At 38.0% G+C, this 25,653-nt stretch carries 24 protein-coding genes; 3 read left to right on the top strand and 21 right to left on the bottom strand.

Annotated elements, in window-relative coordinates; translation table 11 throughout:
* Positions 1 to 46: 46 nt before the first annotated feature.
* From ACKVQX_RS06070 to ACKVQX_RS06030, 9 genes are all read right to left on the bottom strand, one after another.
* Entirely contained in the window at positions 47 to 898 is an 852-nt protein-coding gene (locus tag ACKVQX_RS06070; RefSeq protein ID WP_068453116.1) for a YitT family protein, read from the bottom strand.
* A gap of 105 nt (positions 899 to 1,003) precedes the next feature.
* Positions 1,004 to 1,945 carry a formimidoylglutamase gene (locus ACKVQX_RS06065; RefSeq protein WP_338837961.1) on the bottom strand — a complete coding sequence of 314 codons (942 nt, stop codon included), beginning with the start codon at positions 1,943 to 1,945 and terminating at the stop codon, positions 1,004 to 1,006.
* A gap of 134 nt (positions 1,946 to 2,079) precedes the next feature.
* Entirely contained in the window at positions 2,080 to 2,547 is a 468-nt protein-coding gene (locus ACKVQX_RS06060) for a universal stress protein (RefSeq protein ID WP_068453110.1), read from the bottom strand.
* A 106-nt stretch (positions 2,548 to 2,653) separates the two neighbouring features.
* Complete coding sequence (gene cysI / locus ACKVQX_RS06055; RefSeq protein ID WP_338837962.1) at positions 2,654 to 4,393, bottom strand: assimilatory sulfite reductase (NADPH) hemoprotein subunit; 1,740 nt, start codon at positions 4,391 to 4,393, stop codon at positions 2,654 to 2,656.
* A gap of 12 nt (positions 4,394 to 4,405) precedes the next feature.
* The gene (locus ACKVQX_RS06050; RefSeq protein ID WP_409136093.1) at positions 4,406 to 6,163 is read right to left on the bottom strand and encodes an assimilatory sulfite reductase (NADPH) flavoprotein subunit; all 1,758 of its coding nucleotides are present in this window, start codon (positions 6,161 to 6,163) and stop codon (positions 4,406 to 4,408) included.
* 14 nt (positions 6,164 to 6,177) lie between these two features.
* Positions 6,178 to 6,324, bottom strand: coding sequence for a DUF2292 domain-containing protein (locus tag ACKVQX_RS06045; RefSeq protein ID WP_082701401.1), 147 nt, complete (start codon positions 6,322 to 6,324; stop codon positions 6,178 to 6,180).
* Positions 6,321 to 7,061, bottom strand: coding sequence for a sirohydrochlorin chelatase (locus tag ACKVQX_RS06040; RefSeq protein ID WP_087680220.1), 741 nt, complete (start codon positions 7,059 to 7,061; stop codon positions 6,321 to 6,323). The genes ACKVQX_RS06045 and ACKVQX_RS06040 overlap by 4 nt, the downstream gene beginning before the upstream one ends.
* Positions 7,062 to 7,072: 11 nt before the next feature.
* Complete coding sequence (cobA, locus tag ACKVQX_RS06035; protein ID WP_068453099.1) at positions 7,073 to 7,828, bottom strand: uroporphyrinogen-III C-methyltransferase; 756 nt, start codon at positions 7,826 to 7,828, stop codon at positions 7,073 to 7,075.
* 98 nt (positions 7,829 to 7,926) lie between these two features.
* Positions 7,927 to 8,106 carry a YezD family protein gene (locus ACKVQX_RS06030; RefSeq protein ID WP_068453096.1) on the bottom strand — a complete coding sequence of 60 codons (180 nt, stop codon included), beginning with the start codon at positions 8,104 to 8,106 and terminating at the stop codon, positions 7,927 to 7,929.
* Positions 8,107 to 8,307: 201 nt separating this feature from the next.
* Between ACKVQX_RS06030 and ACKVQX_RS06025 the strand changes: the two genes are divergently transcribed.
* Positions 8,308 to 8,847, top strand: a complete 540-nt coding sequence (locus ACKVQX_RS06025; RefSeq protein WP_068453093.1) for a hydrolase — start codon at positions 8,308 to 8,310, stop codon at positions 8,845 to 8,847.
* A gap of 298 nt (positions 8,848 to 9,145) precedes the next feature.
* Positions 9,146 to 10,090, top strand: coding sequence for an alpha/beta hydrolase (locus ACKVQX_RS06020; RefSeq protein WP_409136092.1), 945 nt, complete (start codon positions 9,146 to 9,148; stop codon positions 10,088 to 10,090).
* Between the two features lie 70 nt (positions 10,091 to 10,160).
* On the opposite strand, the gene ACKVQX_RS06015 is transcribed toward ACKVQX_RS06020, so the two are convergent.
* Positions 10,161 to 10,361, bottom strand: coding sequence for a hypothetical protein (locus tag ACKVQX_RS06015; protein WP_068453085.1), 201 nt, complete (start codon positions 10,359 to 10,361; stop codon positions 10,161 to 10,163).
* A gap of 134 nt (positions 10,362 to 10,495) precedes the next feature.
* Here ACKVQX_RS06015 and ACKVQX_RS06010 point away from each other — a divergent pair, with 134 nt between their 5' ends.
* Entirely contained in the window at positions 10,496 to 11,677 is a 1,182-nt protein-coding gene (locus tag ACKVQX_RS06010; RefSeq protein ID WP_409136091.1) for a YbfB/YjiJ family MFS transporter, read from the top strand.
* A 71-nt stretch (positions 11,678 to 11,748) separates the two neighbouring features.
* Here ACKVQX_RS06010 and ACKVQX_RS06005 read toward each other — a convergent pair whose 3' ends face one another.
* The 11 genes from ACKVQX_RS06005 to ACKVQX_RS05955 form a co-directional block, all read right to left on the bottom strand.
* Complete coding sequence (locus ACKVQX_RS06005) at positions 11,749 to 13,335, bottom strand: amidohydrolase (protein WP_068453078.1); 1,587 nt, start codon at positions 13,333 to 13,335, stop codon at positions 11,749 to 11,751.
* Between the two features lie 16 nt (positions 13,336 to 13,351).
* Entirely contained in the window at positions 13,352 to 14,659 is a 1,308-nt protein-coding gene (gene brnQ, locus ACKVQX_RS06000; protein WP_231726986.1) for a branched-chain amino acid transport system II carrier protein, read from the bottom strand.
* Positions 14,660 to 14,797: 138 nt separating this feature from the next.
* Complete coding sequence (locus ACKVQX_RS05995) at positions 14,798 to 16,117, bottom strand: sigma 54-interacting transcriptional regulator (protein ID WP_068453072.1); 1,320 nt, start codon at positions 16,115 to 16,117, stop codon at positions 14,798 to 14,800.
* Positions 16,118 to 16,138: 21 nt separating this feature from the next.
* Positions 16,139 to 17,218, bottom strand: a complete 1,080-nt coding sequence (locus tag ACKVQX_RS05990) for a metallophosphoesterase (protein ID WP_409136090.1) — start codon at positions 17,216 to 17,218, stop codon at positions 16,139 to 16,141.
* A 1-nt stretch (position 17,219) separates the two neighbouring features.
* Positions 17,220 to 18,170 (bottom strand): ribonuclease Z, encoded by a 951-nt coding sequence (gene rnz / locus ACKVQX_RS05985; RefSeq protein ID WP_409136089.1) that lies wholly within the window; start codon positions 18,168 to 18,170, stop codon positions 17,220 to 17,222.
* Positions 18,171 to 18,181: 11 nt separating this feature from the next.
* Entirely contained in the window at positions 18,182 to 19,414 is a 1,233-nt protein-coding gene (locus ACKVQX_RS05980; RefSeq protein ID WP_409136088.1) for a DNA polymerase IV, read from the bottom strand.
* Positions 19,415 to 19,552: 138 nt separating this feature from the next.
* Positions 19,553 to 20,035: a chemotaxis protein CheW gene (locus tag ACKVQX_RS05975; RefSeq protein ID WP_068453060.1), complete on the bottom strand. Its 483-nt coding sequence runs from the start codon at positions 20,033 to 20,035 to the stop codon at positions 19,553 to 19,555.
* 319 nt (positions 20,036 to 20,354) lie between these two features.
* On the bottom strand, positions 20,355 to 21,479 hold the full coding sequence (locus ACKVQX_RS05970; RefSeq protein ID WP_342303036.1) for a M20/M25/M40 family metallo-hydrolase: 1,125 nt from the start codon (positions 21,477 to 21,479) through the stop codon (positions 20,355 to 20,357).
* A 59-nt stretch (positions 21,480 to 21,538) separates the two neighbouring features.
* On the bottom strand, positions 21,539 to 22,705 hold the full coding sequence (locus ACKVQX_RS05965) for a hypothetical protein (RefSeq protein WP_068453054.1): 1,167 nt from the start codon (positions 22,703 to 22,705) through the stop codon (positions 21,539 to 21,541).
* Complete coding sequence (locus ACKVQX_RS05960) at positions 22,680 to 23,942, bottom strand: D-serine ammonia-lyase (protein ID WP_068453051.1); 1,263 nt, start codon at positions 23,940 to 23,942, stop codon at positions 22,680 to 22,682. Before ACKVQX_RS05960 ends, ACKVQX_RS05965 begins: the two co-directional genes overlap by 26 nt.
* Before the next feature lie 144 nt (positions 23,943 to 24,086).
* Positions 24,087 to 25,634 (bottom strand): acyl-CoA carboxylase subunit beta, encoded by a 1,548-nt coding sequence (locus ACKVQX_RS05955; protein ID WP_068453048.1) that lies wholly within the window; start codon positions 25,632 to 25,634, stop codon positions 24,087 to 24,089.
* Between the last annotated feature and the right edge of the window lie 19 nt (positions 25,635 to 25,653).

The following is a 25,653-nucleotide window of genomic DNA, read 5'->3' as shown; positions in this document are numbered from 1 at the left end:
CTCGTTTGATCGTCACATCATACGAGAGTTGAATTTATTCGATATACTATTCGCCACGCATGTAATCTTTTGGGAGTGAGAAGCCACGTCCCATAATATCCGAGGCATTTAAGAAAATAACGAAAGAATCGGTTCCTTGTGTTTGGAGTAATTCTTTTAAATAGACGGCTTCTGACTGCTCAACAACGCTAAACAATAGCGCTTTTTGTTGTTTTGAATAGCCACCTTCAGACCAAATTTTTGTGAAGCCTCGGTTAATTTCCTGATGAATTAAACGGCGTACTTCTTCTTCTTGATCGGTAATAATTAATACAAGTTTAGATGACGATGTACGAAGCTGTACCAAGTCAATGACTTTACTCGTAATAAAGATGGCAATCATCGCATACAGTGCTAACTCTAAATTGAATACAAACATCGCTGCAATAACGACTGCTGCATCAATTAATAATTGAGCGAACCCACTGGAAAAATGAAAATATTTTTTTAATAATTGCCCGATAATCGTTGTACCGCCTGTTGAACCATTTCCACGAAAGACAAGACCTAACCCAACACCTGTTAAAATACCACCGTAAATGGATGCAAGCATGGGATCATGTACTTTGAATGGAATATGTGCAGTTGCTGCGATAAATAATGGTAGCATCACTGTCCCCACTAATGTCTTCACACTGAAATTTTTCCCAAGTAAAGCATACCCTACAAAAAATAATGGAATGTTAATGGATAGCTGAACAATGGTTGGATTCCATTGGTAAAGCTCATATAAAATCGTACTAATACCGACAACGCCACCTGCTGCAAGTTTTGCAGGTAATAAGAAGGCATTAAAGGAAATCCCTAAAATAAATGTACCGATTAACATTAAAACATATGAACGTGCTTCTTTTGCCATGTGAAACGCCCTCTCTTTACGAACTTCTCTTTCATTTTAACGAGCGGAGGTTTCAGTTGGCAACTACTGGAGAATAAGTTTGTTTATTTCGTGTTTTTATGTCCGCTAAAAGGCTTGTAATAAGCCCATCATGACAATATTCGTTAAGTGCGCTGCTAATTTTTCTGTTCGGTGGTCTTGGTCATGTACAGGATTTACTTCGCATACGCTAAAACTAACGACATTCGGTTGACGCGTTGCGACTTGTAAAATTTCACGTACTTGTTTTGGTTCTAATCCACAAACAGCTGGGATACTTACACCTGGTGCATAGGCAACGTCTAAAACGTCCATACATAAAGATATCATCATGACATCACATGTTTGCGTAAATTCGTCCATCATCATTTGAAGTTCACCACGTGCTAACTCATCTTCGCATAAATACGCAACACCATAGGCTTCTGCTCGTTGAAATAATTCATTCGTATTCGTATAACGCCCAATCCCACAGGCAAAACATGTAACGTGATCATCTTCATCTAAAATCTGCTTCATAACAGACATTGAGGTTGTATGTTGATCATACGAATGAAGCGAAAAGCGCGACGCAATACTTAAAATACCGATTTTCACATCCGCTCCGTACATTTTACGTACACCGAGGTAATGTCCATATAATGTTTCATGACCACCACCTAAAATAATCGCACGTTCTTTATGTTGTAAAATATGATAAACTTTCTCACCTAATTTTTTTTGAGAAGTTTCGAGTGATTCTTCACATAAAATATTACCGTAATCTTTTAATTTAGAAGGTTGTGGTGCGCGCCAAGGAATATTGGAGAGCGCACGTCGAATGGCGGCTGGTGCTTCCGCTGCACCTACGCGACCTTGATATCTTTTGACACCTTCATCACATGAAAATCCAATGAGTCCAATCGTTGGAACAAAAGCTAATTCACTTACTTCTTCATGGCATGCAACGACTTGATGATAGCGTAAATTGTCGAATGTCGTAGGGAGGTCTATTCGACCATACCAATTTTCTTTTGATTGATTCGCCACTTTCCATCAACCTCCTATATGTCTTTTCACTAGTATAACGTGTTCAAACTCTTTATAATTTGTAAAAATTTTGAATTTTTAAAATAAATAATCACCTCAAAAGCATACGGCTCTATACTTTTGAGGTGATTTTTTCACTTATGGTATTCTTCTTCAAATTCTTCTTGAACAAATTTAGGGAAGGTTAAGACAGGTATATGTGACTTCGTTTGAATTGTTCGACTGACGCTTGATACGAGTTCACGTAACCCTCTTGTTCCTCTATTACCTATGACAATTAAATCTGCATGATGATCATGTGCATGACTTAAAATTGCTGCTGCTGGGCCTGTATCATAGACAAAACCCTCTACATGATTTGGTAAGTCAACGAAGCGATTTTTTGCTTTTTGAATAATCTGCTCTGCATAGGCAAGCATCTCTGGCGCACCGTCATCATAGTTTCGTTGAAATGGTGATGGATTTTCAAGTGGGTGTTCGTAAGCATACACAATATTTAACTCAATTTCTGCATGCATTTCTAAAATCTCATGAACATAATCAAGTACATCATTGGATAAGTCTGTATCATTATAAGCAACTACGACTTTTTTTGTGAACATCGTACATCTACCCCTTTTCTATCGAGCCATTGCTCAACTTCTTTCCCTTCCACTATACCCTGTTTCCGCTTATAAGATACCTATTTTACCCAATTATTTTTGTCAATTATCGTAACACAGATGATTTCGTATGGAAGTTTGTACCGTCCGTTGTTGCCTCTACATAGTTTGCACGAATAACAAAGTCGCCAAAGTGTTCTCCTTCAAGGCGTTCTTTTGCATAGTGCGGAATAATCGTACGTAACTCTTGCAGAATCGTCGCTTCATCGACATTCTCTTTATAAATTTTATTTAAGCGTGAACCGTTAAATGCTGCACCTAAATACATATTGTATTTACCAGGTCCTTTTCCAATAAAACCAATCTCACCAATTGCCGCACGTGAACAACCGTTTGGACAACCCGACATACGAATGTTAATCTCTTGTTCATGTAAGCCAGATTCATCTAAAATTTCTTCAATTTTTGTAATTAAACTTGGTAAATAACGCTCCGCTTCTGCCATCGCTAAACCACATGTCGGAAGTGATACACAGGCGATTGAATTACGACGAAGCGCTGAATAATGCTTGCCATCAGTTAACTTATACTTTGTAATCAGCGATTGAATTTTTCGCTTTTTAGTCGGCGTAATATCTGAAATGACTAAGTTTTGATTCGGTGTCATGAAAAATCGACCTTCATGCACTTTCGCAATTTCACGTAGACCTGTCATAAGTGGATAATCTTCAAAGTCTTTCACACGCCCACCTTGAACAAATAATGTAAAGTGCCAATTACCATTTTCACCTTTTACCCAGCCATATTCGTCACCTGTACGTTCAAAATGGAATTGACGTGTTTCTTCTAATTCAAAACCGAGACGTTTGTGTAACTCCTCTTTAAACCACTCGATTCCATAGCGATCAATTGTATATTTGAATCGTGCGTTTTTACGCTCAATTCGATTACCGAAATCACGTTGAATTGTCACAATTTTTTCAGTTGTTACGAGTAATTGTTCTGGTGTCACAAAGCCAATTAAATGACCAAGTTGTGGGTATGTCTCATCATCACCATGTGTCATTCCCATACCGCCACCAACTGTAATATTAAATCCTTTTAATTCATTGTCTTCTACAATCGCAATAATACCGATATCTTGTGAATAAACATCTGTATCATTACTTGGCGGAATCGCAATCCCAATTTTGAATTTACGCGGTAAATATAACTCACCATAAATCGGCTCCACTTCTTCCACTTGTGGTGTATCATGTACTTTTTCACCATCTAACCAAATCTCATGGTAAGCTTGTGTTTTCGGCAGTAAATGTTCACTGACTTTCACAGACCATTGATACACTTCTTCATGAATTTTTGATGTCGTAGGAATGACATTACACATCACGTTTCGGTTTACATCACCACATGCAGCGAGCGAATCAAGTAAGACACGATTCATCTCTTGCATATAGGCTTTTACATTCCATTTTAAAATGCCATGTAACTGAAAGGCTTGGCGTGTTGTAATTTTCAAAGTACCGTTCCCGTACGTACGTGCCATTTCATCCATCATGAGCCACTGTTCACTTGTCGCTGCTCCGCCTGGTGTACGTACACGAATCATGAATTGGTAAGATGGTTCTAGTTTTTTACGTTGACGCTCGTCACGCTCATCACGATTATCCTGCATGTAACTACCATGGAATTTAATTAAATTTTGATCGGCTGCACCAATTGAACCTGTTAGTGGGTCTTTCATTGATTCTTTTAGTGTACCTCTTAAATAGTTACTCTCTTTTTTAATGCCTTCGTTAACTGCTGGTGTACCTTCTTGTGGTGGTAGCACAATTTTCTTTGTCATGTTGTTTCCCCCTTAATAGACATCACGTAAATAGCGTTTTTCTTGTGTTAAACGCTCTAAATAGGCGCGCGCCTCATGTTCTGTTGTATTTTGCTGTTCTTGAATGACTTGTAAAATCGCTGCTTCTACATCTTTTGCCATTTGCTTTTCATCACCACAAATGAAGATAGTTGCACCTTTTTCTAGCCATTCATAGAATGTCTTTGCTTCTTCTAAAATACGATGTTGTACATAGATTTTTTCAGCTTGATCGCGTGAGAACGCCACAGACATCTTTGTTAATGTGCCTTCTTTTAAATAACGTTGCCATTCCACTTGATAGAGGAAGTCTGTCACAAAGTGCTGTTCACCGAAGAATAACCAACTTTCGCCTGTTGCACCTGTTTCATCACGTTGTTCAATAAAGGCTCTAAATGGTGCAATTCCTGTACCAGCACCAATCATAATAATTGGCTCGTCGTCTTTTGGTAAACGGAAGTGATCGTTTTCTTGAATGAAAATAGGGATTTGATCGCCAATCTCCAGTTCACTAGCAATCCATCCACTCGTTACACCTTCATAATGGCGTTCTTCGATGTCATATCGTACAAGTCCGACTGTAATATGCACCTCATCTGGGTTTGCATCATAACTACTCGCAATCGAATAAAGACGTGGCGGTAATTTACGTAATGTATCAGCTAATGTTTGTGCATCTAACTTTACATCATAGCTTTTTACAAGATCGATTAAATCACGACCTTCACGCCATGCTGCTTCTGGAAGTGGTGATACGCCTAATTTTTCAAGTAGCGGCTTTGTTAAAACACTGATTTCTAAACGATGTGTTAACGCCTCTTGAATTGTTAATTCTTCTTGTTGAATTGTGACATGGTCATTTGCATCAATCGCTAACGCTTCTAATAATGATTGGACGCGCGCTATATTATTTTTCGGATAAATACCGATGCTATCTCCCGGTGTAAATGAGATTCCCGAGCCTTCAAGTGATAATTCCACGTGATATGTTTCTTTATTTGAACCTGTCATATTCAAGTTGATTTTTTCTAACACTTTCGCATAGTAAGGATTTTGTCTTGAATAAGTGGTTACTTCCTGTGTAGAGCTTACTTTCTCCTGTGCAATTGTGGCACCGACACCCGACTGTTGTAATAATGCTTGTTGTACAGCTGTAAACCAATTGCTTGCATCTTCTTGGAAATCTAAATCACAGTCCACTCGTGGTACTAGTGCTACCCCGCCAAGCTTATGTAATTGTGCATCAAAGTCAATCGCTGTTTGACAGAATAAATCGTATGATGTATCACCAAGACCAAGAACGCTATACTTTAGATTCTCTAGTTTTGGCGCACGCGCACCGTGTAAAAATTCATAGAATGTTTTGGCGTTATCTGGCGCTTCGCCTTCCCCTTGTGTACTCGTTACAATCAGTAAATTATCGACTTTTTTTAATTTTTTCACAGGGAAGTCAGCCATCGAATAGACTTCTACTTGCACATCATTTTGCTTTAATTCTTCAGCAAATTGCGTCGCTAAATTTTTCGCATTCCCTGTTTGTGAGCCGTAAAGAATACTTACTGTAATGGTTTTGATTGGTGCCTGTACTTCTTCGACAATTACAGCTGGTTGGTTCGTTTGTCCATGTTGTGTAGTCGCAGCTAAATATCCTGCTAACCATGTTTTTTGTTCTGCTGATAAGTTGGGTACTAATTCATTTAATAATTGGATTTGTTGTTCTGTGAAAGGACTATTCACAACTTGTAATACCATGTATGCCACCTCGACTATTTTGTATGATATAAAGCTTCTACTTTTTCAATTTGAATCACGCGAGCGTCTTGTACAATGATGCGAATCGAACCATTTTGAATTGCTGGTAGATATTCATGTAACTTCTCACGCAATTGCTGTAAATGGTCTTGTTTCTTCATATACTCACCCCATTTAATTCGATACTTTGCATTTTTTTCTCTACAGCTTCTTTAAAAGCACGAGCCGTACTCGGAACTTCTCCTAATCGCTTTGTCAAAATCACCTCTCTTTTTTCTGTTTGTTGAAGTCTTTCCAGTCGTTTCATGAGTAAACCCGAGAATAATAGATAGGGTATGAGAACGACTGGTTCTTTTCTCTCTTGATGCAGCGCTAAAACATCTTCAATTTTTGGTCCTGAACCATATAAAAAGGCGATATCAATCGAACGAATCGCAGTGCGCAATTTTAGTCGACTAGCGATTTCCGCAAATTCTTGCTGAATGGCAGGTTCTGAACTACCGCGTCCTACGATGATCAGTTGTGCATTCTTTGGAACGGGTTGTGTACTTAGTTGCTCAATGACTGCGTCAATCATCGTACGCGTTACACCAATTGGCTGACCGAGTGTAAACGTCACAGTTGGATATTTCGGTCCTACCTCTGCTAAAATCTCTGGTAAATCCGTCGTCGCATGCTGCGCTGTCAATAACAGTAATGGCATGACGATAATCTCTGTTGCACCTTTTGCTACACATGTGGCAACACCTTCTTCAATAGAAGGTGAAGAAATCTCTAAAAAGGCAATCTCTTGAATTGGTTCGTCCATCTGACTTTTAACGCGTTCAATAAACTCAATCGCCTGTCTCTCGCCTTCTCTCACTCGCGTTCCATGTCCTACATATAAAATCGCTCGCATTCGAATCCCTCCTAATAAGCTAGTGCTGCCTCTTGTACCCAAGCAATTTTTTCACGTAATTTAACCACTTCACCGACTAAAATAATGCTTGGATTGGCAATTCGTTCTTCCTCGACAATGCGTTCAATATTTTCAAGTGTTCCCGTTACAGTGCGTTGTTTGTCATATGTTCCCCAATGAATGAGTGCAACCGGTGTATCAACTGCACGTCCATGCGTCGTCAATTGTTTGACAATATACGGCAAATTTTGAACCCCCATATAAATCGCGACTGTATCAATCCCTGTCGCAAGACTCTCCCATTTAATCGAATCATCTTTGCCTTCCTTCATATGTCCTGTTACAATCGCAAAACTAGAACCATAATCACGATGTGTTACAGGAATGCCCGCATAAGCTGCTGCCGCGATACCTGATGTAATACCTGGGATAATTTCAAATGGAATATTAGCAGCCGCAACGACTTCAGCTTCTTCTGCGCCGCGTCCGAATACGAATGGATCACCACCTTTTAAACGAACGACCACCTTTCCTCTTAGCGCATATTCTACAAGTTGTGCATGGATATGCTCTTGAATCATGGCATGCTTTCCGGGAAGCTTTCCGCAAAAGACAAGCTCTGCATCTGCTCTCGCTTCGTTTAAAATATCTTCATTAATTAAACGATCATACAAGATTACATCTGCTTCTCGTATGACACGTAGCGCCTTTACCGTTAACAATTCCACATCTCCTGGTCCCGCACCGACAATATATACTTTTGACATATGTCATTCCTCCTTCTGAATAGAAAAAGAGACTCCTATTCATACGGAAGAACCGTAAAAATAAGAGCCTCTAGTTGTCTAGTCAGCTTCTTTTATATTTACTTAATTGTTAGTTTCGATGGTTTATTTGTTTTTGTTTGTGTAAAACGATGTTTTTCCAAGCGATTGATTTGAATAATCTTACCGTCTTGAATCGTTATTTGTACTTCACCAAATTGAATTTCTTGAATCGCTTTTTCAATAACCGATAAGTGCTGTTCTTCAATTAAATTCGTCATACAATATCATCCCTCTCAATCCTAAGTAACTCTATAGGAATTGTTTTATTGGACTTATTTTAGTATTGTAACGCAGAGAAGTCAACAGTATTTTCCATTTTCTTTTTAGATTGTTGTAGATTTTTGCAGAAAGACATAAAATACGATACGATGAAATGGAAGAAAATTGATACTTAATGAAAAGAAAAGAGGTCTTATTCGATGAATTTAGAACAAACTGCAGTTGTATTAATCGATGTACAGGGTCGCCTTGCTACATTGATGAACCGTCATGAAGAAACACTTCGTAAATTAGAACAACTCTTAAAAGGCGCAAAAACACTTGAACTACCGATTTTATGGTTAGAGCAATACCCAAGAGGTTTAGGTCCTACAGTCGATTCACTTGCAGAGATTTTATCACCAATTACAAAGCCAATTGAAAAAATAACATTTAGTGCATGGGGAACGGATGAATTTAAAGAGGCACTAATTGCTTCGGGTAAAAAACAAATCTTATTATGTGGTATTGAAACGCATATTTGCGTCTATCAAACTGCAAAAGATTTAAAAGCAGCTGGGTTCCATGTAGAAGTGGTTGCAGATGCTGTTGATTCTCGCTTCGAACTTGATCGCGAAATCGCATTGCGTCGTTTTGAACAAGAAAACATTCCTTTAACAACAGTCGAGATGGCTTTATTTGAACTGCTAGAGGTAGCTAAAGGCGACGCGTTCAAACAAGTAAGTAAAATTATTAAATAGAAAAAAGGGAGTAGTTGAATGATTACTGCTCCCTTTTTTGATGAAAATAAGCATCTATTTTTCGGAAAGTCCACAGAAGTATGGACAAGCTAAAAACAAAGCGACACACTTGGATTACTACATAGAGTAACCAAGAATTTTGAGATTGCTCTACTAATATGGAATAAATCGCTCCAATTGCACAGATGTATACTATTATTTTTTTCATTTATATGCCCCTTAAAACCAACTAATACTATCGGAATAGTAATTTCTGTGTTATACTTCGAATAATAGACGACAGGAAAGGGGTTTTTATATGACATCCATTCAATTAAAGCCTGAAGCAAAACGTTACATTCAAAATCATGGAAGCTACAATCCATTTACAGAAAATGAACAAGGAATTCAAATTGAACGAACACCCTTCTTACAACGACATATTCAATTAGCTGACATAAAATCCATAGAAAACACATATTTTATAGCTAAAGACGGCACTAAAATTCCGATTCGTATTTATACACCTCATACAGATGAGGCGATTCTACCTGTCATTTTATACTTTCATGGTGGTGGTTGGGCAATCGGTGATTTAGATTATATGGATGGTGGGTGTCAGTATCTGGCTAAACATAGTCAGGCGATCATTGTGAATGTGGATTATCGTTTAGCGCCTGAACATCCCTACCCTATCCCGCAACAAGATGCGTATGATGCACTAAACTGGATTTACCAAAATCCATTACAACTACCGATTGATTTAAAACGTCTCGCTGTAGCTGGTGACAGCGCGGGTGGTAACCTCGCTGCTTCGATTGCCGTACGAGCGATTGAAGAACAAGGACCGCCCATTCAAGCTTTGCTACTTACGTATCCTGCACTGGATGCCACTGCTACTGTAGCAAACGAGGATCTTCAATTCGCCAAACAATATGGTTTAGATGACGATGAATTAGACCTTTATTACCGCTATTATGTACAAGGGAATGAACATCTCACGCATCCTTATGTCTCACCTGCTCTTTATGAGAAGAAGGCATTACTTCCGCCTACGATTATTGTGAGTGCTGCTTACGACGTATTAAATCATGAAGGCGAAAAGTTTATTGAGGAACTACAACAAGCAGGCGTTCAAGCAGAACGTGTGATTCTCGATGGCTTAATTCATAGTTTTTTCAGTAAGATGGACTATTTCGAACAAGAAACAGAAGAAGCAACGATTCACCTATCCAACTTCTTCCACTCTATCATACAAGATTGATTTTTTTTAAACGGAATATCGGTAATCATCGAAAAGAGCCTCAGCATAAAAAATGCCGAGGCTCTTGTTGTTATGATTGCTTTTTAAATTCTACATCTAGCGCTTGGTACGCTTGTTGGAATTTTCCGCCGTCTTTTATAGCTGCATGATATAACGCTTTTAGCGCGTAATCATTTTCTAAAGACATGGATTGTTTAATCTCATTCAATTCTTTTTTCAATTGAGGAGTCGTATTGACTAATTTTTGCATTTGATTTTGATGGTAACGCATTGACTTCACTTCCTTTATCTTTACAGTATAACACGATTGAAAATAAATAGTATTGGTAATCACTTCCACTTTTCTGTATAGTTGAATTAGGTTTCTTTTTTCATGCTTTTTTCTACAAAAGGGGGTGTTTTCCGTTGAATAGGAAACATTTTAGTATTATGATTGGCGCTATTTTATTTTTAACAATCGCAATGGGGATTGGTCGCTTCTCTTTCACATCTGTTCTTCCTTTTTTACGGGAATCGGAGAATTTATCCGTTCAAACAGGTAGTGTAATTGCTGCTGGGAACTATATTGGCTACTTAGTCGGTGCTTTTGCGGCTGGTTGGATTGTGAAATATCAAAAGAGTATTTTAGGATTAAATGTCTTCTTATGCATTTTATCGGTCTTTTTCATGGGGGTAACCGATCATGTGAGCATATGGTTCTCACTGCGTATTGTTAGTGGCATTACAGGAGGTATTATCTTCGTACTTACGTCGAGTATGCTAATGGATTACTTAGCCAAATACCAACTTGGCAAATGGTCTGGCTATACATTTAGCGGAATCGGACTTGGTATTGCGATCTCTGGATTAGTTGTACCGCTTTTCGTTTCATACGGGAATTGGCGGATTGCTTATTTCGGTTTAACAGCCATCGCAGCTTTCTGTATGGTCATTACATTCATTTTATGGCGTAATCTACGTGCAGAGCCACATATCAAAAGTCCAAAATCAGATAAAGTACTACGTGGTTTTATGGTTTGGCTGACGATTGCCTATGGTTTAGAAGGTCTTGGCTATATCATTACAGGTACATTTTTAGTTGACTTGGTACATAGTATTCCAAGCATTCAACAATATGCTGGCTTTAGTTGGGTCATTGTTGGTTTAGGTGCCATTCCGTCTGCACCGCTCTGGATTTGGCTCATGACAACCTATAAACCAACGACGATTTTATCCATTGCATATATCATTCAAATTGTAGCGGTCATTCTACCTGTTCTTACGACGAATATTTGGACGGTACTTCTATCAGCGCTACTATTTGGCTCTACGTTTGTCGGACTTGTTGCGATGTCAACAAGCTATGGGAGACAACTTTTCCCGAAAAAGAGTGCCAGTGTCGTATCGATTTTAACGACTTCCTATGCAATTGGACAAATCATCGGACCGATTGCAGCTGGAATTCTAGTGAAGCAATATGGAAGTTACAATGCCGCGCTTGTATTTGCATCCATCATCATTTTGTTCGCACTCATTCTCTTGCGTGTCGGCTTACTTTTTCAAAAGAGTCCCACAACACAAGCTGTTGAATCAACAAGTTTAGAATAAGACAAAAAAGCGTCATTGCAATTGGGGGTTGCAATGACGCTTCATCTCATTTTGGGGAGAGATGTATGATTTTATTTTTGATAAACGCATTGACCTGCGACATATGTTTCTTTCACTGTTGTTTCGCTGATTTTTTCAGGTGAAACGGTGAAAAGATCTTGTTCTAGTACGACAAAGTCTGCGTGATATCCTTCTTTTAATTGACCAACTAATGGAATATTGGCACACTTCTGTGCTGCACGTGTATAACCATCAATCGCTGTTTCGACACTAATTCGAGATTGTTGACCATGGTCTGTCCCGTCATAAGAAGTGCGTGTAACAGCTGCTTGAATACCCACGAATGGATTAACAGGATCGGCCCATGCAGTTGCTGGTGCATCAGAAGATAAAGCTGTTAAAACACCCGCCTCTAAAAACTTCTCTACAGGATATGTTTTTTTCGTGCGTTCTTCACCTAAGTTATTCAAATATGTTTCAATCTCAGCATATAAGAAGATGGGTTGCGTATTAAAAGCAATTTGCTTCTCTGCTGCTTTTTGAATATCTTCTTCTCTTGGCATCGCTACATGCTCAATACGGAAAGTCAGTGCATCTTGCATCCAATTTTCTTCCTGCTCATATGCTTCAATCACTTGATGGATTGCCTGTTCACCCATTGCATGAACCGCCATCTGTACACCATATTCTTTTGCTTTTTTCGCAGCTTGTTGCAGTGTATCAATTGAAATTGTTGAGATACCGTAGTTTGAATCATCACCTAAGAATGGTGTATCTACCCAAGCAGTTTGTCCTGACACACTACCGTCTGTGAACGCTTTAATACCTGCCACGAATACTTGATCTTCTGGATTTGAATTTTCTTTTGTAATAAATTCTTCGTTTTCGATCTCACTCCATAAATAATAAATCGCTGTACGTTGTGAAAATCCTTTACGAACTGCTTCTTTAAAAATACTGTAATAATCAATTGGTTCACGTAATGCCATCATTTCCGTAATCCCTGTAATACCATATTGATGAAGTGTATGATCTAATTCCACTAATAAATCTGAACCACGTTCTAATGTTAATTCTGGCATGACTTTTTCAACTAGTACACGTGCACTTTCACGTAATGTTCCTGTTGGCTCGCCATTCTCATCACGGTCAATCTTACCGCCTGCTGGGTCTTCCGTATCTTTTGTAATACCTGCGAGCGCTAAAGCACGACTATTCGCTGTCACGATATGTCCGCAAGAACGATGTAGAACGACTGGATGTTCTTTTGATACCGCATCTAAATCGTGTCGATTCGGCGCACGTCCTTCTGCTAACTTCCCTTCATCATAGCCCCAGCCTTCAATCCAGCTATGCGCGTCTTCTGCTTGTTCCACTTGTTCTGTAATACCTGCTGTAATATCCGCAATCGAATACGCTTTTGGCGGTGAGCATTGCACTTGTTTAACAGAATCTGCAAACATAATGGGATGCATATGTGATTCAATGATTCCCGGAATGACACGTTTTCCTTGTAAATCAATCACTTCTGAAGCTTGTTCTGGTAAGCCTGCTTCATCACCTACATAGATAATCTTGCCATGCTCTACAGCCATTGCTGTCGCATGACGTTGTTCAGGATTTGCTGTATAAATCAAACCATTTTTAAATATTTTCACGTGTCTTCCTCCTACCTTAAATTTGAATCGTTTTGTCCGATGTCGCTTTTGATGTTTTGGATTTAAATAAGAATGTTCCGACAATAAAGCCTACAATCGCTGGAATCACCCACGAAAAACCATCTGCTGCTAATGGTAGCTGTTGAATACCATCAAATAAGAATGGTACTTTCAGCCCTAAATTACCAATCGTTTCGAAAACGCTTACAACTGCTGTAAATAAAATAGCTCCGCGATACGAACCACCATTTGGAATCCATTTAGCAAATGTTCCAAGTAATACAAGAACGATGGCTACTGGATAAAGTGCTGTAAAGATTGGCATTGCATACGTTACAATACTCGTTACACCTAGAGAACCAATTAAAATACCGACAATACATACCACCGCTGCCCATACTTTATAGCCGATTTTGTTATGAGTTAGGTCTGTTAAAAATTGTGCAATGACAACAATAACGCCAATCGCAGATGTTAAACATGCCAGTGCAATCGCTACTGCTAATAAAGCGCTACCTGCATTTCCTAAAATACGTTCAATGAGTTCAGATACAAGTGCTGTATCACCAATATCCTGTGCAAAAGAACCGCTACCTGAAGCACCTAAATACAGTAAACCACCGTAAATTACAAACAAACCAATACCTGCAATGGCAACACCACTAAACGCTACTTTTTTCGCTGCACGTCCTTTGTAACCATATGCTGTAATTGCTGCTAAGAAAATCGGTGCACAGAAGATTCCTGTTACCACATCTCCTGTTTGATAAGCACTTAGAAAGGCATTTGAGAAAACACCATCTATACGCGCTGCAATTGGATTACCAACAGGTGTAATTAAACCCTTTATCACAATGAATAAAAGTACAATGACTAATACAGGTGTTAAATATTTCCCTAATTTATCAATTACATTTGATTGATCCATCGCAAAGAAATAACTAACCGCAAAGAAAATAATAATTGTGACAATGGCTGGTGTTCCTGGAATTAACTTTGATACGCCAAGTTCATGTGTTGTTGCTGACATACGTGGAATCGTCACAAGCATACCAATTCCAACCATTAATAGTAAGTTGAATAGTTTATGGAACCATGGGCTAATGGGTGCTGTTAAATCTTCAAAGCGCCCACCTACATTTAAAATCGCTACCACCGCTAATAACGGTAAAACAATTCCTGTAATCGTAAAGCCTGTTAAACCGAGAATCCAATTATCTCCTGATAGATTTCCGATTGTAGGCGGAAAAATTAAGTTGCCCGCACCGAAGTAAATCGCAAATAATGCGAGTCCCACAACGACTGTGTGTTGAATTGTTTTCAATAGATTGTCCCCCTTTGTTTCACTAGCCTTTTCTCCCCTTTGAGAAAATGGTATTGATTAGCTAGTAATCAACATATTATAGGAATTTTGCGTAAATAAAAAGAAGGGAAAAGTTTCCCTCCTACCGTAAAAAATTTTTTACCTTAATTCATATTTTGCTAATTTGTACTTTAACAATTGTTTTGAGATACCCAGTCTACGTGCAGATTCTGCTAATTTACCCCCTGTTTGTTCAAAGGTCTTTTTCACTAACATCCGCTCAAATTGATCGACCTCATCTTTTAAATGGTAGGTCTCATGCATATCTACTGAATGATGCGCTTGTAAACGATCTGGCAAATCATCTATCGTGATTTCATGCCCTTCTGCTTGGTGAAAAGCAGATTCCATCGCATTTTTCAGCTCACGTACATTCCCAGGCCAATCGTATTGTTGGCATGCTTTAATCGCATCTTCTTGAATCTGTGTAATGCTTACATCCATATGCGCATTAAAAAAATGAATAAAATGATACATGAGTGGTTCGATATCTTCTTTTCGCTCTTTTAAAGATGGAATTGTTAGTTCTAAAATATGTAGACGATAAAATAATTCTTCTCGAATGACTCCATTCGTCAATAATTCCATAGGCGGTATATTCGTTGCGGCCATTATTCGTAAATCAATATGTACGAAACTATCCGTTTGTTGATTGTAAATTTTTTGTTGTTCAATAATGCGTAAAAGTGGATATTGTGCTTCTAGAGGCAATGCTTGTAAGTTATCTAGAAACAATGTGCCACCATTTATTTTTTCTAATAATCCTTCTTCAATGAGTTGTTTTTGGATTTTTTCTTCTGTTAGTTCACTACAATTGATAGATAAATATGGAGATAATGAACGATTACTCATATTATGAATCGCTTGAGCCACCAATTCTTTTCCCGTTCCTGTGCGTCCAAAAATCATCAATGTGGAATCGGTTTTAGCGAATTTTTTCATTTTTTCTTGTACGCGAATGGATTGATCACTTACAGCTACAACATCTTCGATTGTGTGAATTGTATTATTTTTCCGATAATTTTTATGTTGCGGATAGTCTTTTAAAACATGTATATCCTGCTTTTCATAATAATGCTTTGAGAATTCAATCGCACCTTTCACAACCCCTTGTGTATCTAAAATTGGGTACGTTGAATTTTTCGAAATATACGTAAAGCCATTTTTCGCACGTAACTGTTGGGTTACGTGCTCCATTGGCTTCCCTGTTTTTAAAACGGTAATTAATGTGCTATCTTCTAACGTTAAATTATCATATACCGCTGTAATATTTCGACCGACAAATTGATCCATTGTATAACCTAAGTTCGTCAAAATTTGTAAATCCGCCATATCAAAAAATAGAGTTTGACCATGTTGGTCGACAATGAGCGTATTGTCATAATCCTTTAAATGTTTTACATCTTGTAACGTGTTCATTTTCCCACCTCTAGTTGCTTATTACTTGAATTGAAGGGTGACAGACCAAAGTTCTGCTTGTGTACCAATTCGCATTGGTGGACCCCAGAAACCATATCCTGATGTCACGAGATAATCCGTACCATTTCGTTTTTCATGTCCATAATTTAACTCATAAATAAATTCTGTCATCCATTTTCCCGGCCAAATCTGACCTGCATGTGTATGACCAGACATCATAAATGACACACCTGAATCATTCATTGTTTTACTTGGTTGATGGTCAATCACAATCCATGGTTGCCCTGATTTTATGTCTTTTTGTAACGTTTTTAAAGAGGCACGTTTTTTATTTGTCGCATCATCACGCCCTGTTAACGCGATATCCCCTGCAATTGTGACGGTTTGATCTTGTAATAACGTCACATTCGCGTTTTTCATGGCTTGTTTTACAGCTGGAAGCTCATCTCCAATGTACTCATGGTTACCGAGAACTGCATAAACACCATATGTTGCTTGTAGTTTCTTCAATTCATCTTCCATCTGCTGTTCATTAAACCACTTTGGTGAGTCATCTACAAGGTCTCCTGCTAAAATAACAACATCTGGCTTCTCTTTATTTGCAAGCTCTACAAAACGTGAAAGGTGCTTTTTATTCGAGAGTAATCCTAAATGTGTATCGCTTGCGACAACTACCTTTAATTGTTGACCATTCGCCTTTTCAGGTCGGTCAATGGTTTGATAATGAACGATTGGTGTATAAGCATAATATGTACCTACACCAGCTACTATTAATAGTATTACAATGGCGCTACTTCCAATAATTCGTGTATAACGTCGTCTTAAAATAAGCGATAAAATATTACAAACGATACATAAAATAAGTCCATATGAAAAAGCAAATAACCAATAATCACTTAGTATTTTCAAAAAATCGAGCGGGATGAATCGCGTCAACATAATTGAATACGCAATGAAGGCATAAATAATCCAAAACGCTACTTTCCCTCGCTTCAAACCGAAACTTTTCATCAGTACACGTATATTCCAGCCAACATAAAAAACAAGTGCGGAATAAATGAGAAGCGCAATAATGATAAATAATATCACTTTAAACGTCATGCTATTCCTCCTTTTCTACAAGTTGACATGTCTGATTTCGCCACGCATACTGTTCAAAATCATTCACAATATAACTTTCTGCAAACGTCTCTCTTGCATGTTGTACAAGGCGTTGTAAGTCATGTGATAAAAAACGAGCACTAATATGATTCATGAACAACTGCTTTGCGCCCGCTTCTCTTGCCACACGCGCCGCTTCTTCATTCGTCGCATGACCATAAATAGCAGCAAGCTCCGACGTTCCTTCATCAAAAGTCGCTTCATGAATGACTACATCTGCATCTTTTGCTAAATCGATAGCTGCCTCGCAGTAACGTGTGTCACCTAAAATCGTCACAGTAAAGCCTTTGATTGGTTCAGATACAACTTGTTCACTTGAAATAACTTCCCCGTTCTCTAATTGTACATCAAAACCATTCTTTAAGCGTCCTAGTAGCGGTCCATTTGGTACACCAAGTTGGCGCGCTTTTTCTACATCTAACTTACCTGGCAAATCTTTTTGGACGATTCGATAACCATAACAAGGAATCACATGCTCTAATTGACGTACATATACTTGAAATTGATCATCTTCAAATAACAAACCTTCTGTTACTTCTACAAAATGCAGCTCATATGTTAGATGCGTCTTCGTGACATTCAGTGTCATGCGAACCCATTCTTCTAATCCTTTGGGTCCATAAATTGTTAGTGGATCATTCCCACCTAAAAAAGAGCGTGAACTTAAAAAACCTGGTAAGCCAAAAATATGATCCCCATGTAAATGTGTAATAAAGAGTTTATTAATCTTACCTGGTTTAATCGTCGTATGTAAAATTTGATGTTGCGTTGCTTCACCACAATCGAACAACCAAATTTTACCGCATTCTTCTAATAACTTTAGCGCAATTGAAGATGTATTGCGTAATTTAGATGGCATGCCTGCCCCTGTCCCTAAAAACTGAATCTGCATTTCATTTCCTCCTAATGATCTTCTAAAAAATCTTTACTAAAACTCGTCTGCGCTGTGTAATCAGGATTTTTAGCTATAGAGACACCTTTTTGAAGACTATTTTTCCCGTATTTTCGTTGTAACTGTTCTACCAACTTTAAAACCGGTTCTTCTTTTGCATGTTCTGCATAATTAAAAATCGAAAGTTGTTCAGCCGCTTCTCTACGATTATATACATGACTAACCGTAACGCCCATTAAGCGTAACGGTTCAAAGTTCCAATGTTTGCGCACTAATTTAAGTGCCTCGCGTTCAATATCTTGCTGCTCATAGATGCCATTTTTAAATGTTATAGAACGCGTTTTATTTTGCCAATCTGATGTTCGCATTTGAATTTGCAAAGTCGTACCAGCTAAATTTTTCGCACGTAATCGTTTTGCTACTTTTTCACTTAATTTTTGAACCATCTCTACTACGTCACGCATCTCTACTAAGTCTACAGCGGAAGTCATCGAATTACCAACCGATTTTATATCGTAAATAGCTTCTGGGTCTACTTGTCTACGATCTATACCATGTGCCTTTTCCCATAGACGAACCCCATTTTTCCCCATCCATTGATGCATTTCTTTTTCCGTTTTCTGTGCTAAATCACCAATCGTTTCAATGCTATACGTGGCTAACTTTTTCGCCGTACTCGCGCCTACTCCATGCATTTCAATCGTTTTTAAAGGCCATAATATCTGTGGCACTTGTCTTTTTCGTAGCACAGTGATGCCCATCGGTTTTTTCATATCGGAAGCCGTTTTCGCTAAAAACTTATTCGGTGCAATCCCGATGGAACAAGGTAAATCGAGTTCTTCTTTTAACTGCATTTGAATTTTTTCAGCTAATTGAATCGCTTCACTTCCATGCACAATCTCTGTCACATCCATATATCCCTCATCAATGGATACAGGTTCAACAAGATGTGTATAGCTTCTTAATAGATCGAACATCGATTTTGAAGCCCGTCTATAAGCATCAAAATTAGGCGGGAGGAGAATGATTTCAGGACACTTTTGTTTTGCTTCCCATACAGGCATCGTCGTATATACACCTTTTGCCCTCGCTTCATAGGAACAGGTAACTAAGATTCCACGACGTTCCTTCGGGTTACCAGCTACCGCAATCGCTTTTCCTTTTAGCGTCGGATTCAATGCTTGTTCCACTGAAGCATAAAAACAATTCATATCTAAATGAAAAATAATACGCGCTTGTGTCATTTCCTCACCTCTTCCCAATCATATGTTCTTATTATAATATGTTTAGAACTTGCATACCATCTATGTTACTTAAACAATCTAAAAAAATAAGGTTTGAACATAGCGCAATTTCCTACGCATGTTCAAACCCACTTTTATTTATTCAGCTTCTGCTTCTTTATTTTTCAAATCAACCATATATTGTTTAATTTCTTTAATGCCTTCTAATGAATCTACTAATACAGATGGTGATACGAGTGTAATCATTCGTTCATCTAGGTTAGCGACAGCTGTGAAATAACGTGTACGTGCATAATTCACAAGCCCTACTTGATTCAATTGTTCTGTTGGAATATCTAAAATTTCTTTTGCTTCTAATACTTTTAATGCAAATGTGAAATCATCGACATGCAGTACGAGTAAACGACTTAAATCGCCACCACCGCTACGACCATATAAAATACGTTCGAAATCTAAAATCGGTACTAATTCACCACGATTTTTCGTTAATCCATCGACATAGTCTGGTAAATGTGGAATACGATTTGTCGTTTCAATTTTTTCAATTGAAATCACATGATCGACTGATACCGCATATTCTTCTTGACCGCATCGAAATACGACTACTTTAGAATTTGTCATATTGAATTTACCTCCATTATCTATCTTGATGTTTATTATGTATGACATGGTGCTATTCATTATATAGTAAAAAGGGCATGAAATCAAAATGATTATTAAACCGAAAGGACTAATGATACTTATGGCATATTCCCTTTTTTATACAAAACAAAAATACCTATTTATATCGTACTTTCGTATTTTTCTTATAAACACTTCTTTTTTTAACATTTTTTACATATAAAAAGCCGAAATATCGCCAAGCAGCGACATTTCGACCTTTCCTATACTTGGATTGAGAATTTTTTAGAATACATCACATTCTCTTTATATAAAATGATTATTTTGATGAAATAGTTGCAGATACTTTCACAACTTCTACAAGTAAATCTGCTAATTTTTCTAATTCTTCAACGGGCATACGCTCTTTTGTCGTATGGATATTTTCGTAACCAACTGCTAAATTAGCTGTTGGAATACCAAATCCTGCGATGACATTCGCATCGCTACCGCCACCTGATTGCATGATTTTCGGCTCACGACCTACTTTTTCAACTGCTTTTTTCGCAACTTGTACAACTAAATCTTCTTCTGTGAAGCTGAATCCAGGATACATGCGTGTAATTTCAACTTCTGCACTACCCCCCATGTCTTTCGCAGCTTGTTCAAACGCTTCTTTCATATGTTGCTCTTGTACTTCTAATTTTGCTTCATTTAATGAGCGACATTCTGCTAAAATATGCACTTCATCGCATACAATATTCGTTGCTTTACCGCCTTCAAAACGACCAATATTCGCTGTAGTTTCTGAATCAATACGACCTAATTTCATATTTGCAATCGCTTTTGAAGCGATTGTAATCGCTGAAATTCCTTTTTCAGGTTCTACCCCTGCATGTGCTGTTTTACCTGTTAATGTCGCGACAACTTTTGTTTGGAATGGCGCTGCTGTAACAATGCCACCTACTTTACCATCTGAATCAACAGCAAAACCATATTTCGCTGTAATTTTCGCTGGATCTAATTCTTTTGCACCTGCTAAACCTGATTCTTCACCTGCTGTAATAACGAATTCGATATCACCATGGTCAACTTTTTCTTCTTGAATACGTTTCGCCATTTCAAGTAATGCAGCGATTCCAGCTTTGTCATCTGCACCTAGAATGGTCGTACCGTCTGAATAAATATAACCATCTTCTTTAATTGTTGGTTTAATACCTACACCTGGTACAACGGTATCCATATGTGTTGTAAAGTAAATTGTGTCCGCTTCTACATTTCCTTTTAATGTCGCAATAATGTTACCTGATGCATGCCCGTTACGTGTATGTGCATCATCTACATATACATCAAAACCTAGTGATTTTAATTTCTCTTGTAGAACAGGTGAAATCTTTTCTTCATGATATGTTTCTGAATCAATTTGAACTAATTCTAAAAATTCTTCTACTACACGACTTGTCATGGTAAAAAACTCCTTTTATATAAATCTATTATTATTTTAACATAACCAACAAAGCGTTTCTAATCACCAGCTAGTAATTGATGATCGTAATAAGCTTTTTTGATGAGAATATCTAACTCACCTGTGAATTCTTCATTGGCTTTTGCTTGATTTACGTGTTCTAATAGCTGCTTTAAACAGTGTCTTACTTTCGGACTGTCTTCATCTTCTAACATTCCTTTTTCAAAATAATAATGATCAAAAAATAAATTTAAAAAACGCTGATTTGTAAAATAAAGTGATTCATTTTGCGAATACATCGCATCATTGGCTGCACCTAAATAGTATTCCAACATGCGAACTGTCTTAATGGATTGAATTTGCGTTGATAATTCATAATGAAGCACTTGTAACCAAAGTTGTTGTAAATAATCAAAACGAATTAATTGAAGCACACGCATAATTTCTACATGCTTGATAGGATAATAATAAAATGCACGCACCTCTAATAAATCGGGTGTTTCAAATAAAGCATCATTATAAGAGAACCAGCGATACATCGTATCATAGTCATAAAAGTCTTGATGCTCCATCGTATAAATTACTTCGCGAAGATCACGATAAATCTCATTCGCTAATGTAACAAACTCTCCTTCAATCGGTGTATAAAAAGCTGTTACTTCTAATTCAGGGACTTGGGTCACCATACGACGAATAAAGCGATTGGCTGTTCGTTCAATTTGATCTTCATGTAAATAGAACGCTTTCGGATTTCCTTCGATTATATCAAACACTTGCCCATATGATTGGTGCACATCTTGTTGTAAATTTTCCAAAATGACATGTGCTACTTTTGAAAAAACAAACTCTAACTGGCTCCCTTTAAAAGGATAGGCTGTATGATGCCAATTTTTATAATAGAATAGAACAATTGTCTGGTAAAAATCATAAGGTGTTCCTACATAAACACCCGTTAATGTTCTAAAATAATCAATCGCTTCTTCATTTTTTTGTAGTAATGTTTTAGGTAATGTAGAAGGTAACTCATTAAAGAAATGAAGCATCTCAATGACATCAACTGCTAGACTTTCTTTTTGAATGTCGATGTACTCGCGGTCCACATGAATGGCACGTTGCATATCTTCAAGTGGTGCTTCTACTTCTATTTCTAAAGGGTGTTCCTCGACTTCTACTTCTTCTACTGGTTCCATTACTTCTGTATTACTTCTCTTTCTGCGTTTGAACATCCACATTCTCTCCGTTCTCGTAAAACTTCTGCCATTCGGATTGTGGCACCATACCACCGCCCGTTAACCATGCTACATGATAGGCTGCTGGTGCTTGAATTAAACCAATTGCAACAAGTCCTGCTGCTGCTGACGGTTCAATTTGTAATCCTTCTGTCTCTTTTAACTCATATACCATACGATATAGTTGATTGTCTGTCACTGTGACAATGCCATGTAAAATCGGCATCATCAACTGCCCTACAAACTTAGAAGCACGACCTACTGCTAAACCATCGGCTGCTGTTTGATTCGATAAACCGATATCTTGTACCGAAATATCATGATGCTGTTCAGTCGCCATACCAAGTAACATACAAGGTGATTCGACAGGTTCTACAAAATAACAATGTACAGCATCACCAAAAATTGTTTTTAGACCATATGCAACACCGCCAGGACCGCCACCAACACCACAAGGCAAGTAAACAGCCAGTGGATTTTCAATTGATATATGAATATTTGCTTCTTCTAGCTGCTTTTTTAAACGACGTGCGGCAACTGCATAACCACTAAATAAAGCTTGCGAATTTTCATCATCGATAAAGAAGGCGAATGAATCTGCTTCTGCCTCTTTTCGTCCTTGTTCTACTGCTTTACTGTAGTCACCCGTATGCTCTACAACTGTGACACCTTTTTCACGTAATAAATCTTTTTTCCATTGTTTCGCATCGTGCGACATATGCACGACAACACGAAATCCTAATTTAGCACTCATAATCCCGATACTTAATCCTAGATTCCCTGTTGAACCAACAACAATCGTATATTTTGAAAATAGCGCATGAAATGCTGGTTCTGTAAACTGAGCATAGTCTTTTGTTGACTCAATGAGTCCATTTGAAGTTGCCAACTGTTCTGCAATGGTTAATACTTCATGAATACCACCTCGTGCTTTAATTGAACCTGCTATTGGTAAAATATCGTCTCGCTTTAACCATAACTGCTCATTTTCATGCACGTATCTTTTTTGTAATAGAGTCGCCTGTTGAATAGGCGATTCTATTAATCCATTCGCTTCCTTCATTGTTGGTTCGATCGCCATGAAGTATGGTGCAAAACGCTGTAGACGTGCTTCCGCATCATCAATTAATGTCGGCTGAATCGATAACTGCTTTTCTGCTTCTTCCCATCGTAAGCGATGCGGGTTTTCCCAATAATACGGTTGTTTTTTCTGAAGCTGTTCAATAATCGGCATACATCGAACCTCCTAAAATCTTTATTTTATTTCATATTACTACAAATGATTCAATTTTTCGTGTAAAACTCGTTCAAAGCAATAAAAAAAGCGCGTCACGTCTCTTTATAAGACGTGACACACTTCTACATTGTTAAAGGAAAATTATAATGGAATGTTACCATGTTTTTTCTTCGGACGATCTTCTTGTTTATTACGTAACATTTCTAATGATTGGATTAGCTTTAGACGTGTTTCACGTGGATCGATGATGTCATCAACTAAGCCATGAGAAGCTGCTACATATGGATTTGCGAATTTTTCTTTGTACTCTTCGATTTTTTGTGCGCGTGTTGCTTCAGGGTCATCTGATTTTGCAATCTCGCCTGCATGAATAATATTCGCTGCACCAGCTGCACCCATTACTGCGATTTCAGCATTTGGCCAAGCGTATACCATATCTGCTCCAATTGATTTTGAGTTTAGCGCTACATATGCACCGCCGTATGCTTTACGTAGAATAACTGTAATTTTCGGTACAGTTGCTTCTGAATAAGCAAATAAGATTTTTGCACCATGACGAATGATTCCACCATGCTCTTGTTTAACACCTGGGAAGAAGCCTGTTACATCTTCAAATGTAATAACTGGAACATTAAATGCATCACAAGTACGTACAAAACGTGCTAATTTATCTGATGAATCGATATCTAAGCCACCTGCAAGTACTTTTGGTTGGTTACATACGAAACCAACTGATTCGCCTTTAATACGCGCAAAACCAACAACAATATTTTTAGCGAAGTCTTTTTGAACTTCCATGAATGTACCAGGGTCCGCAACTTGTTCGACTACTTTACGTACATCATATGATTTTGTTTGGTCGATTGGCACGATATCTAGTAATTCTGAACGGTACTCGTCTTCTTCGTTAAATTCAACCATCGGTGCTTTTTCTGTATTATTTTGTGGTAAGTAGCTTAATAATTGTTTGATTTGCTCAATTGCTTCTTCTTCACTTGGTGCACGGAAATGTGCGTTCCCTGCGATTGCGTTATGTACTTTTGCACCGCCAAGACCTTCTGAAGAAATCTTTTCACCTGTTACAGTCTCAATTACTTTTGGTCCTGTAATGAACATTTGTGATGTTTTTTCAACCATTAAGATAAAGTCTGTAATAGCTGGTGAGTAAACTGCACCACCCGCACAAGGTCCCATAATTACAGAGATTTGTGGAATGACACCCGAATAGATTGAGTTACGGTAGAAGATTTCACCATAACCATCTAATGAAAGTACACCTTCTTGAATACGCGCGCCACCTGAATCATTAATACCGATGAATGGTGCACCTGTTTTTGCTGCTAAATCCATTACATTCGCAATCTTCATCGCATGCATTTCACCTAATGCACCGCCGAATACTGTGAAGTCTTGTGAGAATAAGTACACAGGACGACCATTTACTTTACCGTAACCTGTTACAACACCATCTCCAGGACCTTCTTTACCAGCCATACCAAAGTCAACAGTACGGTGTTTTACGAATGGATTTACTTCAACGAATGTACCTTCGTCTAATAATAAATCAATACGTTCACGCGCTGTTAATTTACCTTTTTCATGTTGTTTTTCGATACGAGCGTCACCACCGCCCAATTCGATTTCACGCTTTTTGTCAAATAATTCGTTTATTTTATCATACATATCCATTGTTTACGATTCCCCTTTG

The organism is Kurthia sp. ISK08 (genome assembly GCF_046159805.1).
Taxonomy (GTDB): domain Bacteria; phylum Bacillota; class Bacilli; order Bacillales_A; family Planococcaceae; genus Kurthia; species Kurthia gibsonii.
Note: the sequence above shows the minus strand (reverse complement) of the source record. Positions and strands in the feature narration are given on the sequence as shown.

What these genes read in the sequence shown, in the direction of transcription:
- ACKVQX_RS06015 (WP_068453085.1), bottom strand. Translation starts at nt 10,361, where the DNA reads ATGCGTTACCATCAAAATCAAATGCAAAAATTAGTCAATACGACTCCT.
- ACKVQX_RS06060 (WP_068453110.1), bottom strand. Translation starts at nt 2,547, where the DNA reads ATGTTCACAAAAAAAGTCGTAGTTGCTTATAATGATACAGACTTATCC.
- rnz (WP_409136089.1), bottom strand. Translation starts at nt 18,170, where the DNA reads ATGCAGATTCAGTTTTTAGGGACAGGGGCAGGCATGCCATCTAAATTA.
- cobA (WP_068453099.1), bottom strand. Translation starts at nt 7,828, where the DNA reads ATGTCAAAAGTATATATTGTCGGTGCGGGACCAGGAGATGTGGAATTG.
- ACKVQX_RS05995 (WP_068453072.1), bottom strand. Translation starts at nt 16,117, where the DNA reads ATGAACACGTTACAAGATGTAAAACATTTAAAGGATTATGACAATACG.
- ACKVQX_RS06045 (WP_082701401.1), bottom strand. Translation starts at nt 6,324, where the DNA reads ATGAAGAAACAAGACCATTTACAGCAATTGCGTGAGAAGTTACATGAA.
- cysI (WP_338837962.1), bottom strand. Translation starts at nt 4,393, where the DNA reads ATGACAAAGAAAATTGTGCTACCACCACAAGAAGGTACACCAGCAGTT.
- ACKVQX_RS05970 (WP_342303036.1), bottom strand. Translation starts at nt 21,479, where the DNA reads ATGACAAGTCGTGTAGTAGAAGAATTTTTAGAATTAGTTCAAATTGAT.
- ACKVQX_RS05960 (WP_068453051.1), bottom strand. Translation starts at nt 23,942, where the DNA reads ATGCCGATTATTGAACAGCTTCAGAAAAAACAACCGTATTATTGGGAA.
- ACKVQX_RS06070 (WP_068453116.1), bottom strand. Translation starts at nt 898, where the DNA reads ATGGCAAAAGAAGCACGTTCATATGTTTTAATGTTAATCGGTACATTT.
- ACKVQX_RS06040 (WP_087680220.1), bottom strand. Translation starts at nt 7,061, where the DNA reads ATGCGAGCGATTTTATATGTAGGACATGGAACGCGAGTGAGAGAAGGC.
- ACKVQX_RS06020 (WP_409136092.1), top strand. Translation starts at nt 9,146, where the DNA reads ATGACATCCATTCAATTAAAGCCTGAAGCAAAACGTTACATTCAAAAT.
- ACKVQX_RS05990 (WP_409136090.1), bottom strand. Translation starts at nt 17,218, where the DNA reads ATGACGTTTAAAGTGATATTATTTATCATTATTGCGCTTCTCATTTAT.
- ACKVQX_RS06050 (WP_409136093.1), bottom strand. Translation starts at nt 6,163, where the DNA reads ATGGTATTACAAGTTGTGAATAGTCCTTTCACAGAACAACAAATCCAA.
- ACKVQX_RS05955 (WP_068453048.1), bottom strand. Translation starts at nt 25,634, where the DNA reads ATGGATATGTATGATAAAATAAACGAATTATTTGACAAAAAGCGTGAA.
- ACKVQX_RS05965 (WP_068453054.1), bottom strand. Translation starts at nt 22,705, where the DNA reads ATGTTCAAACGCAGAAAGAGAAGTAATACAGAAGTAATGGAACCAGTA.
- ACKVQX_RS06030 (WP_068453096.1), bottom strand. Translation starts at nt 8,106, where the DNA reads ATGACGAATTTAATTGAAGAACAGCACTTATCGGTTATTGAAAAAGCG.
- ACKVQX_RS05980 (WP_409136088.1), bottom strand. Translation starts at nt 19,414, where the DNA reads ATGACACAAGCGCGTATTATTTTTCATTTAGATATGAATTGTTTTTAT.
- ACKVQX_RS05975 (WP_068453060.1), bottom strand. Translation starts at nt 20,035, where the DNA reads ATGACAAATTCTAAAGTAGTCGTATTTCGATGCGGTCAAGAAGAATAT.
- ACKVQX_RS06025 (WP_068453093.1), top strand. Translation starts at nt 8,308, where the DNA reads ATGAATTTAGAACAAACTGCAGTTGTATTAATCGATGTACAGGGTCGC.